The 9531-nt window shown below is 68.4% G+C and carries 10 protein-coding genes; 5 read left to right on the forward strand and 5 right to left on the reverse strand.

The window, feature by feature from the left end; genetic code table 11:
- Positions 1-84: 84 nt before the first annotated feature.
- A complete protein-coding gene (locus tag SJH88_RS17070) occupies positions 85-588 on the reverse strand; it encodes a cupin domain-containing protein (RefSeq protein WP_274755177.1) in 504 nt (167 codons plus the stop codon).
- Positions 589-646: 58 nt separating this feature from the next.
- Here SJH88_RS17070 and SJH88_RS17075 point away from each other — a divergent pair, with 58 nt between their 5' ends.
- From SJH88_RS17075 to SJH88_RS17085, 3 genes are all read left to right on the forward strand, one after another.
- The gene (locus tag SJH88_RS17075) at positions 647-1990 is read left to right on the forward strand and encodes an AmpG family muropeptide MFS transporter (RefSeq protein WP_274755178.1); all 1344 of its coding nucleotides are present in this window, start codon (positions 647-649) and stop codon (positions 1988-1990) included.
- 138 nt (positions 1991-2128) lie between these two features.
- On the forward strand, positions 2129-2857 hold the full coding sequence (locus SJH88_RS17080; protein ID WP_043378282.1) for a response regulator: 729 nt from the start codon (positions 2129-2131) through the stop codon (positions 2855-2857).
- Positions 2858-2864: 7 nt separating this feature from the next.
- Entirely contained in the window at positions 2865-4133 is a 1269-nt protein-coding gene (locus SJH88_RS17085; RefSeq protein ID WP_274755179.1) for an ATP-binding protein, read from the forward strand.
- A 71-nt stretch (positions 4134-4204) separates the two neighbouring features.
- Here the strand turns inward: SJH88_RS17085 and SJH88_RS17090 are convergent, their stop codons facing one another.
- From SJH88_RS17090 to SJH88_RS17100, 3 genes are all read right to left on the reverse strand, one after another.
- Entirely contained in the window at positions 4205-4630 is a 426-nt protein-coding gene (locus SJH88_RS17090) for a universal stress protein (RefSeq protein ID WP_042412000.1), read from the reverse strand.
- A 103-nt stretch (positions 4631-4733) separates the two neighbouring features.
- Entirely contained in the window at positions 4734-5588 is an 855-nt protein-coding gene (locus SJH88_RS17095) for a metallophosphoesterase (RefSeq protein WP_274755180.1), read from the reverse strand.
- Between the two features lie 54 nt (positions 5589-5642).
- Positions 5643-6599: a LysR family transcriptional regulator gene (locus SJH88_RS17100; RefSeq protein ID WP_042411995.1), complete on the reverse strand. Its 957-nt coding sequence runs from the start codon at positions 6597-6599 to the stop codon at positions 5643-5645.
- Between the two features lie 145 nt (positions 6600-6744).
- Here SJH88_RS17100 and SJH88_RS17105 point away from each other — a divergent pair, with 145 nt between their 5' ends.
- Entirely contained in the window at positions 6745-6960 is a 216-nt protein-coding gene (locus SJH88_RS17105; RefSeq protein ID WP_043378273.1) for a hypothetical protein, read from the forward strand.
- 164 nt (positions 6961-7124) lie between these two features.
- Here the strand turns inward: SJH88_RS17105 and SJH88_RS17110 are convergent, their stop codons facing one another.
- Complete coding sequence (locus SJH88_RS17110; protein WP_043378271.1) at positions 7125-8993, reverse strand: phosphoenolpyruvate carboxykinase (GTP); 1869 nt, start codon at positions 8991-8993, stop codon at positions 7125-7127.
- Positions 8994-9278: 285 nt separating this feature from the next.
- Between SJH88_RS17110 and SJH88_RS17115 the strand changes: the two genes are divergently transcribed.
- Positions 9279-9531 (forward strand): FAD-binding oxidoreductase (locus SJH88_RS17115; protein ID WP_274755181.1); only part of this gene is annotated, 253 nt, incomplete at its 3' end.

Consider the following 9531-nt stretch of genomic DNA (forward strand, 5'->3'; position numbering starts at 1 on the left):
CTCCAGGCTGCGGCCGCGCGCCAGCAGGCGCTCGGCCTGGTCCAGACGCAGCTGGCGCAGCCATTGGCTGCGGCGTGCGGCCGGTCAACTCCAGCCAGCGGGCGTGGAAGCGCTGCGGGCTGAGGTGGCACCACGCCGCCATGCGGGCCGTGGGCCAGGGGGTGTGCAGTGCGCGGCGGATGTGTGTCTCCAGGGCCTGCACGTCCACGCCACGGCGCGGCAGCAGCGTGGGGGCGTCCAGCAGCAGCTGTAGGCGCTCGGTGGCGGCCAGGGCCTGGGGCGGGCAGCTGGCCGCGCGCGCACCTGAAAGCGCCGCAGCTTGTCCAGCGCCGTGCAGGGCGGGGCCACCACGTCCATCACCAGCATCTGCGCCCCGGGCGGCGCCAGGTAGGCGTGGCGCGTGCCGGCCGGGATCCACAGGCCGGTGACCGTGTCGACATAGGCGCTGTGGCCGTCCACCTCCAGCTCCATGCGGCCCGACAGTGCGTACAGCAGCTGGGCATGCGTGGCGTGCGCGTGCGCAGGATGCTCCCCGCCGTAGTGGCGCAGGCTGCAATCCAGGGTAACAGGCAGTGAGGGCGGCGGCATGGTGGCGGGCGAAGGGGGTGGCGCTGGTGATAATGGCACAACGCTTGTTGCCCACACCATGCCCGACGCTTCTCGCCCTGCTGCCCCCGCTTCCGCTTCGCCCCGCCGCTCCTGGGCGGACACCCTCAAGGTCTATGCCGAACCCGCCAGCCTGCGCATGCTGGCCTTGGGCTTTTCGGCCGGTTTGCCCTTGCTGCTGGTGCTGGGCACGCTCTCATTTTGGTTGCGCAAGGCCGGGATCGACCGTTCCACCATCGGCTACATGAGCTGGGTCGGCCTGGCCTATGCCTTCAAGTGGGTCTGGTCGCCGCTGGTGGACCGCCTGCCGCTGCCGGTGCTGCACGGCTGGCTGGGGCGCCGGCGCAGCTGGCTGCTGCTGGCGCAGGGCCTGATCATCGGCGGCTTGCTGGGCATGGCCTTCACCGATCCGCAGCAGGACCTGAACCGCATGGTCTGGTGCGCCCTGGCCGTGGCCTTCGGTTCGGCCACGCAGGACATTGCGCTGGATGCCTTCCGCATCGAATCAGCCAACGCCGAGCGCCAGGCCGCGCTGGCGGCCACCTACCAGACGGGCTACCGGCTGGCCATGATCTGGGCCGGCGCTGGGGCGCTGTGGCTGGTGGCGGCGGCCCTGCAGGGCACCACCACCTATGTGCATGGCGCCTGGCAGCTGGCCTATGGCGTGATGGCCGCCAGCATGCTGGTCGGCGTGTGCACCGTGCTGCTGTCGCCGGAGCCAGCGGGCCGCGCGCAGACCCCGGCGCGCAACCTGGGCGAGTGGCTGCGCGAGGCGCTGGTGGCCCCGTTTGTTGACTTCGTGCGCCGCTACGGCTGGCAGGCCATCCTGATCCTGGCGCTGATCGGCATCTACCGCATCAGCGACGTGGTGATGGGCATCATGGCCAACCCCTTCTACGTCGACATGGGTTACAGCGAGGGCGAGGTGGCCACGGTCAGCAAGGTCTTCGGCGTCATCATGACCCTGGTGGGGGCCTTCATCGGCGGGGTGATCTCCATGCGCATCGGCGTGATGCGCGTGCTGATGCTGGGGGCCGTGCTGTCGGCCGCCAGCAACCTGCTGTTCGCCTGGCTGAGCACGCGCGGCCACGACCTGACCGGCCTGACCCTGGTGGTCAGCGCCGACAACCTCGCCGGCGGCATCGCCTCGGCGGCGTTCATCGCTTACCTGTCCAGCCTGACGAACGTGCAGTACTCGGCCACGCAGTACGCGCTGTTCAGCTCCATGATGATGCTGGCGCCCAAGTGGCTGGCCGGCTTTTCGGGCGCGTTTGTCGACGTCCATGGCTATGTGACGTTCTTCGTCGGCACGGCCTGCCTGGGCCTGCCGGTGCTGCTGCTGGTGGCCTTGGCGTCGCGCATCAAAACGACCTCCAGCGCTTGATGCGCCTGCGCAGACTGCTATGGCTTTGAGCTAGCGGTTCGGCCCACACAGGCCGGCCGCTGCGCTGCGCCGTCCGGGCGGCCTGCGCTTTACCCGGGCTTTACGTGACAGACAAACAGGCCCCCTACACTGGCGGGCATGAGCACACACAACCTGTTGATGATCGAGGACGATGTGCGCCTGGCCGACATGGTCAGCGCCTATCTGGGCCAGAACAGCCTGTCGGTGCAACACTGTGCCGATGCCACCAGCGGCCTGGCCCAGCTGCAGGGTGCGGGGGCGCTGCCGGACCTCGTCATCCTGGACCTGATGCTGCCCGACATGGACGGGCTGGAAGTCTGCCGCCGCCTGCGCGCCATGCAGGGGCCTGCCGCCAAGGTGCCGGTGCTGATGCTGACGGCCAAGGGCGACCCCATGGACCGCGTGATCGGCCTGGAGATCGGCGCCGACGACTACCTGCCCAAGCCCTTCGAGCCGCGCGAGCTGCTGGCGCGCATCCGCGCCATCCTGCGCCGCCGTGGCGACGATGCGCCCGCCGCCAGCGCGGTGCGCAGCACGCCGGCCCTGCGTTTCGGCAGCCTGGAGATCGACCGGGATGCCCGCACCGTGACCGTGGCCGGACAGCCGGCGGAGTTGACCAGCTACCAGTTCGACCTGCTGGTGGCGCTGGCCGAGCGCGCCGGCCGCGTGCTGACGCGCGACCAGATCATGGAGGCCGTGCGCGGCCGCGAGCTGGAGGCCTTCGACCGCTCCATCGACGTGCACATGGGCCGCATCCGCGCGGCCATCGAGGCCGACCCCAAGGCCCCCAAGCGCATCCTGACGGTGCGCGGCGTGGGCTATGTCTTCGCCAAGCAGCAGGACTGAGGCGCGCATGTTCAAGGTCTTTTCCCAACGGCTGTACCTGCGCATCTGGCTGGCGGTGGTGGGCGGCGTGGCCGTGCTGACCCTGGTGGTCGGCTGGGCCTGGCGCGTGGCGGAGGAATACAACGCCAGCAACAACGCCCAGCAGACCAACAACGCGCGCGAACTGGTGATCCGGGACGGGCAGGGGCAGATCCTGCTGCAGGGCCCGTTCGAGCGCATCCGCCGCCCCGGCGCGGACGGCGTGGTGTTCAACATCGAGGGCACGGACGGCCAGACCTACCACCTGGAGATGGCCCCGCGGGCCCAGCCTGGTGGCGGCAATCCGCGCGAACGCGCCGGGGGTGGCCGCCCGCCCCCAGGGCATGGCGGCCAGGACTGGGCCTTCTGGCTGCGGCCACCGTTCGGCTTCCTGTGGCTGCTGGGCCTGATCGGCCTGGTGGTGGTGGTGGGCGTGTTCCCCATCATCCGGCGCCTGCTCAAGCGGCTGGAAAACCTGCAGCGCGGCGTGCAGCGTTTCGGCGAAGGCGACCTGAGCGTGCGCGTGCCCACCGAGGGGCGCGACGAGGTGGCCGACCTGGCGCGCCAGTTCAACGCTGCGGCCGGCCGCATCGAGGCCCTGGTGCAGTCGCACAAATCGCTGCTGGCGAATGCCTCGCACGAGCTGCGCTCTCCGCTGGCGCGCATCCGCATGGGGCTGGAGCTGATGGGCGGCGACTGCGCCTCGGTGGCGGCGGCCAAGGCCGAGATCCAGCGCAACATCGCCGAGCTGGACCAGCTGGTGGACGAGATCCTGCTGGCCAGCCGGCTGGAGTCGCCCGAGGTGGACGTGGGCACCATGGAGGTGCTGGACCTGATCGGGCTGGCCGCCGAGGAATGCGCGCGCGTGGATGCCGACCTGGACGTGGAGGCCACCGAGGGACTGGAGGTGCCGGCGATTGCCAAGCTGGTGCGCCGCGCCCTGCGCAACCTGCTGGAGAATGCCCGCCGCTACAGCCATGGCGAGGTCAGCCTGACGCTGTCGCGCGAGGGGGCGATGGCCGTGATCCGGGTCGAGGACATCGGCCCCGGTGTGCCGCCGGCGCAGCGCGAACGCATCTTTGAAAAGTTTTATCGCCTGCCTGGGGCCAGCGAGCGCTCGGGGGGCGTGGGCCTGGGCTTGTCCCTGGTGCGCAGCATTGCGCAGCGCCATGGTGGCAGCGTGCGTTGCGAGGACCGCCGCGACGGGCGCCCCGGCGCCAGCTTCGTGCTGCGCCTGCCGCTGCAGGCGGCCGGTTGAGACCGCACCGGCGGGACATTCCACCCACAAAAAAGGGCTGCCAGCGGCAGCCCTTTTGGCAGTGTGCGGGATCAGCGGATCAGCATCACCGGCACCGAGCAGTTGGCCAGCACCTGGGTGGAGACCGAGCCCATCACCAGCTTGCCCAGCGAGCCGTGGCCGTGGGTGCCCATGATGATCAGGTCGAACTTCTCGTCTTCGGCGATCTTGGCAATCGTGGTGCCGGCGGGGCCGATTTCGGCACGGGTGTGCACGGTGATGCCGCTTTGCGCCAGGAACTTGGTGACGGGGTCCAGCACTTTGGCCGATTCTTCCGCGTAGTACTCATCCACCATGTCCTTGCTCAGGGCCGCGCGGGCGCGGGGAGGCAGGGACGGCTGGACGGTCAGGGCGGTGTATTCATGGCGGCCTGCGGTGATCAGCTCTTCGTGCGCAGCCAGGTAGGCCAGCATTTTCTTGGTGAAGGGGCTTCCGTCGACAGCGAGCAGGATTTTCATGGCAAATATCTCCAAAAGGACAAGGGACAGCGTAATGACTGGCGCCGATGTTGTCTTGACTTACGTCATGTTTTTGGGGCGTCGCAGCAGGAAAGCCCGGAAATCATAAGCGGATGCAGCGGCCGGGCTGGAAATGCACCTGCTCGCCCTTGCGCGCATAGCCCAGCGGGTTGGCCACGACGCGGCACTGCCAGGGACGGCCATCGGCATGGTGGCCCTGGGCGGTGTAGTCGCTGGGGGCATGCAGGTGGCCGTGCAGCCACAGCTGGGCTTGGGGCAGCAGCGCGTCCAGCGCATTGCAAAAGCCGGCCGTGCCGGGCACCAGGCCGTAGCGCGGGTCGCTGCTGCGCAGGCTGGGGGCGAAGTGGGTCACGACCACGGTGGGGCCGTCGCAGGGTTGCTGCAGCGCGTTGCGCAGCCAGGCTTGGCATTCCAGCGCCTGGGCGCGCATGGGCTCGGCCAGAAAGGGCTGGCCGTGGCGGGTGCCGCCGGTCTTGCTGAGGTAGAAGTTGGCAGCGCGGAAGGACTTCTCGCGCAGCTTCAGCAGGCGGCCGACGTCGCCGGCCTGCACCTGATCGTCCAGCAGGGCGATGGCGTCGTAGTCGGTCCACAGCGTGGTGCCGACAAAGCGCACGCCGTCCAGCACCGCGGTGGCGCGTTCCAGCCAGATGAGGCCCAGCGCATCGCAGACGCGGCGCAGGCGGTCGTGGGCCGCATCCCAGTCCTGGGCGTCGTACTCGTGGTTGCCGGGCACGAACACCACCGGGCAGGGCCAGCCGGCGAACTGTGGCAGGGGCGAAAAGCGCTCCAGCCCGAAATACTCGCCCTGCAGCAGGCTGCCGGCCTGGTAGGAGCCGATGTCGCCGGCCAGCACCAGCACCTGGGCATCGGCGGCCGGGGTGGGCTGAAAGTGGGGGTGAACTTCGAGGTGGAGGTCGGACAGCAGTTGCAGGTTCATGGCGACAGGAAGGTGCTCGGCGCCATTGTCCGGCATCGCCGCGGCGCAGGGCGTTCAGGGGCTGAAGGCTTTGAGGGCGGCGCGGTTCAGCGCCTGCAGCAGCCAGTCGTAGGCGGGGCGGTGCGGGCCGCGCTTGTGCCACAGCGCGTCGACGTGCACGGCGGGCACTTCCAGCGGCAGCGGGTGCACCTGCAACTGCGCCGCCAGCCCGGTGATGGGTACGAAGTGGCGCGGCAGCACGGTCACCAGGTCGGACTGGGCCACCACCCGGGCGGCCGTGGTGTACTGGTTCACGGTCATCACGATCTGCCGCTCGCGGCCCAGGGCGGCCAGGGCCTCGTCGATGAAGCCGTAGGCGCGGCCGGAAAAGCTGACCAGCAGGTGGCGGGCGGCGCAGTAGTGCTCCAGCGTCAACGGCATCCAGGCCAGGGGGTGGTCCTTGCGCATCACGGCCACGTATTCGCCGTCGTACAGGCGCCGGTGCTCGTGCGCCACCAGGGTGCCGGCCTGGGCGCGGGCGGTCAGGTCGGCCAGCACGGCGGGGAAGTAGCCCACGGCCATGTCGGCGGTCTCGGCATCCAGCAGGCCGCGCGGGTCGCGGGTGGTCAGCGGCACGATGCGGATGGCCAGCTGCGGGGCCTCGCGCTCCAGGATGCCGACCAGGTTGGGGATCAGGGTGGAGGCCGTGGCATCGGCCATGGCCAGCACCAGGGTGGTGGTGGCGCTGGCCGGGTCGAAGCGCTGCGGCGCCAGGCTGTGCTGCAGGTTGTCCAGGGCCTCACGCACCACGGGCCACAGCGCCTGGGCGCGCGGCGTGGGCTGCACGCCGTGGCCGCGGCGCACCAGCAGCTCATCGCCCAGGGCGTCGCGCAGGCGGCGCATGGCGTTGCTGACGGCAGGTTGTGTGAGTGCTAACTTGTCGGCCGCACGCGTCAGGCTGCCCTCGGCCATGACGGCATCGAACACGCGCAGCAAGTTCAGGTCCAGCAGGCGAAAGTCGTGGGGCGTCATGGCGGAAGATTTAATCATCACTGTAGTGAATGATGATGATTCAAAATATAAATTTGAAGGGTTTTAGGGGTAACCCTAGTATTGCGGCTGTGCACTGTCCGATGGACCACAAGCCCACACCCAGGCGCACGTTTTAGGCCCTACCATGACCACCTCGACCATCGCCCATCCCACTCCCCGCCAGGCTCCCCAAGCCCTGTTCCCTTGGCTGATCTCCATCGCTGCACAGCAGTGGAAGGCCTGGAAGGCCGCGCGCCGTGCCGTGCGCGCCGATGAGCTGACGTGGAACATGGCCCTGCAGGATGCCCGCGTGATGGCCGACCTGTCGCGCGCCATGTCGGCGACCGCCGGCCAGCGCTAAGGCGCCCCGGCCCTTGCGGGTCCGACCCTCCAAAAACCGCCGCTGCGCCGTCAGCGGCTTTTTTGTGGCCATATAAAAAAGGAGCATGCAGCACATGCTCCTTTTGCTTTTGGTAGCGCTGGGTGTCTGAACGTCTTCAAACACCAGCGCTGGCAGCTCACTTTTTAAGCGGACAGGCGGGCTTCCAGTGCCGCCTTGGTGTCCAGCAGGGCCTGGGGCAGGCCCTGGGCCAGCTGTTCGAAGTGGGCGGTGTGCAGCTTCAGCTCTTCGTTCCAGGCGGCCTTGTCGATGCCGGTGACGGTGGCGAACTGCTCAGCGCTGAAGTTCAGGCCGGTCCAGTTGATCTCGCCGTACTGGGGCGCCACGCCGAAGGCGGTGTCCTGGCCCTGGGCCTGGCCTTCGATGCGGTCGATCATCCACTTCAGCACGCGCATGTTTTCACCGTAGCCGGGCCAGACGAACTTGCCGTCGGCGTCCTTGCGGAACCAGTTGGTGGTGAAGATCTTGGGCAGGGCGGCGCCTTGCGCTTCGATCTGGGCGCCCAGCTTCAGCCAGTGGGCGAAGTAGTCGCTCATGTTGTAGCCGGCGAACGGCAGCATGGCGAAGGGGTCGCGGCGTACCACGCCCTGGGCGCCAAAGGCGGCGGCGGTGGTTTCCGAACCCATGGTGGCAGCCATGTAGACGCCTTCGGTCCAGTTGCGGGCTTCGGTCACCAGGGGCACGGTGGTGGAGCGGCGGCCACCGAAGATGATGGCGTCGATCTTCACGCCCTTGGGGTCATCCCAGGCTTCGTCCAGCGCGGGGTTGTTGGTCGCGGCCACGGTGAAGCGGGCGTTGGGGTGGGCGGCCTTGGCGCCGGTTTCCTTGGCGATGGCGGGGGTCCAGTCCTGGCCCTTCCAGTCGATCAGGTGGTCGGGCAGCTTGCCCTGGTCCTTTTCCAGGCCTTCCCACCACACGTCGCCGTCGTCGGTCAGCGCCACGTTGGTGAAGATGACGTTCTTGTCCAGGCTGCGCATGCAGTTGGGGTTGGTCAGCAGGTTGGTGCCGGGGGCCACGCCGAAGTAGCCCGCCTCGGGGTTGATGGCGCGCAGGCTGCCGTCGGCCTGGGGCTTGATCCAGGCGATGTCGTCACCAATCGTGGTGACCTTCCAGCCGGCGAAGCCGGCGGGGGGCACCAGCATGGAGAAGTTGGTCTTGCCGCAGGCCGAGGGGAAGGCCGCGGCCACGTGGTACTTCTGGCCTTCGGGGTTGGTCACGCCCAGGATCAGCATGTGCTCGGCCAGCCAGCCCTGGTCGCGGCCCATGGTGGAGGCGATGCGCAGCGCAAAGCACTTCTTGCCCAGCAGGGCGTTGCCGCCGTAGCCCGAGCCGTAGGACCAGATTTCGCGCGTTTCGGGGTAGTGCACGATGTACTTGGTCGTGGGGTTGCAGGGCCAGCTGGTGCTGTCCTTCTCGCCGTCCTTCAGCGGGGCGCCCACGGTGTGCACGCAGGGCACGAACTCGCCATCGGTGCCGATCACGTCGTACACGGCCTGGCCCATGCGGGTCATGATCTTCATGTTCACGGCCACATAGGCGCTGTCGGACAGCTCGATGCCGATGTGGGCGATGGGCGAGCCCAGGGGGCCCATGGAGAAGGGCACCACGTACATGGTGCGGCCGGCCATGCAACCGTCAAACAGCGGGTTCAGCGTGGCACGCATCTCGGCCGGGGCCATCCAGTTGTTGGTCGGGCCGGCGTCTTCCTTCTTTTCAGAACAGATGTAGGTGCGGTCTTCCACGCGCGCCACGTCCGATGGGTCGGACCAAGCCAGGTAGCTGCCGGGGCGCTTGGCGGGGTTGAGCTTCTTGAAGGTGCCCGCCTGAACCAGTTGCTCGCACAGGGCGTCGTACTCGGCCTGCGAGCCATCGCACCAGTGCACCTTGGCGGGCTTGCACAGGGCCACCATTTCGCTGACCCAGGCGATCAGCTTGGGGTTCTTCACATAGGCCGGGGCCTGCACTTGCAGGGCTTGGGGGGCGGGGGCGTTCATCAGAAGTCTCCAGGATGTTTAAAAGCGGTTATGCCAGGCCCCGTGGCGGAGGCTGGCACAACCGTTTTCTGACGGTCCGGTTGCTGCTTTTTGCAGCAGCAGGCGGCCATTCTAGGGAGCCGTCATAAAAATGCCATCCATGAATGCGGTAAATCTATGCATTTGGTGCATCACCATATGTGCGCAAGGAATGATGCAAGCGCCGCCTTGCCGGTTGGCGATGGCGGGTGCTGCCGGCGCTGGATGGCTGGCCGCCGCACAATGCGGGCTGTGAAAGGTTGAGTCATGTCCCCCCAAGAATTTCTGCAGGCCTTGCGCCAAACCCTGGGTGCCGAAGCGGTCTTGTCCGGCGATGCCGTGCCCGCGCGCTACCACACCGACTGGAGCGGCACGCCCCCCGTCGCTCCGCTGGCCCTGGTCCGCCCCCGCAGCACCGAAGACGTCAGCGCCACCCTGCGCCTGTGCCACCAGCACCGCGTGCCCGTGGTGCCCCAGGGCGGCCTGACCGGCCTGGCCGGCGCCGCCGTGCCCAGCCGCC

The sequence above is a fragment of the Comamonas sp. GCA5 genome, from assembly GCF_036541385.1.
GTDB classification, from domain to species: domain Bacteria; phylum Pseudomonadota; class Gammaproteobacteria; order Burkholderiales; family Burkholderiaceae_C; genus Comamonas; species Comamonas aquatica.

Excerpts from the sequence above, each read along its gene's own strand:
- SJH88_RS17110 (WP_043378271.1), bottom strand. The coding sequence starts at position 8,993 with ATGAACGCCCCCGCCCCCCAAGCCCTGCAAGTGCAGGCCCCGGCCTAT.
- SJH88_RS17080 (WP_043378282.1), top strand. The coding sequence starts at position 2,129 with ATGAGCACACACAACCTGTTGATGATCGAGGACGATGTGCGCCTGGCC.
- SJH88_RS17100 (WP_042411995.1), bottom strand. The coding sequence starts at position 6,599 with ATGACGCCCCACGACTTTCGCCTGCTGGACCTGAACTTGCTGCGCGTG.
- SJH88_RS17095 (WP_274755180.1), bottom strand. The coding sequence starts at position 5,588 with ATGAACCTGCAACTGCTGTCCGACCTCCACCTCGAAGTTCACCCCCAC.
- SJH88_RS17085 (WP_274755179.1), top strand. The coding sequence starts at position 2,865 with ATGTTCAAGGTCTTTTCCCAACGGCTGTACCTGCGCATCTGGCTGGCG.
- SJH88_RS17070 (WP_274755177.1), bottom strand. The coding sequence starts at position 588 with ATGCCGCCGCCCTCACTGCCTGTTACCCTGGATTGCAGCCTGCGCCAC.
- SJH88_RS17105 (WP_043378273.1), top strand. The coding sequence starts at position 6,745 with ATGACCACCTCGACCATCGCCCATCCCACTCCCCGCCAGGCTCCCCAA.
- SJH88_RS17090 (WP_042412000.1), bottom strand. The coding sequence starts at position 4,630 with ATGAAAATCCTGCTCGCTGTCGACGGAAGCCCCTTCACCAAGAAAATG.
- SJH88_RS17075 (WP_274755178.1), top strand. The coding sequence starts at position 647 with ATGCCCGACGCTTCTCGCCCTGCTGCCCCCGCTTCCGCTTCGCCCCGC.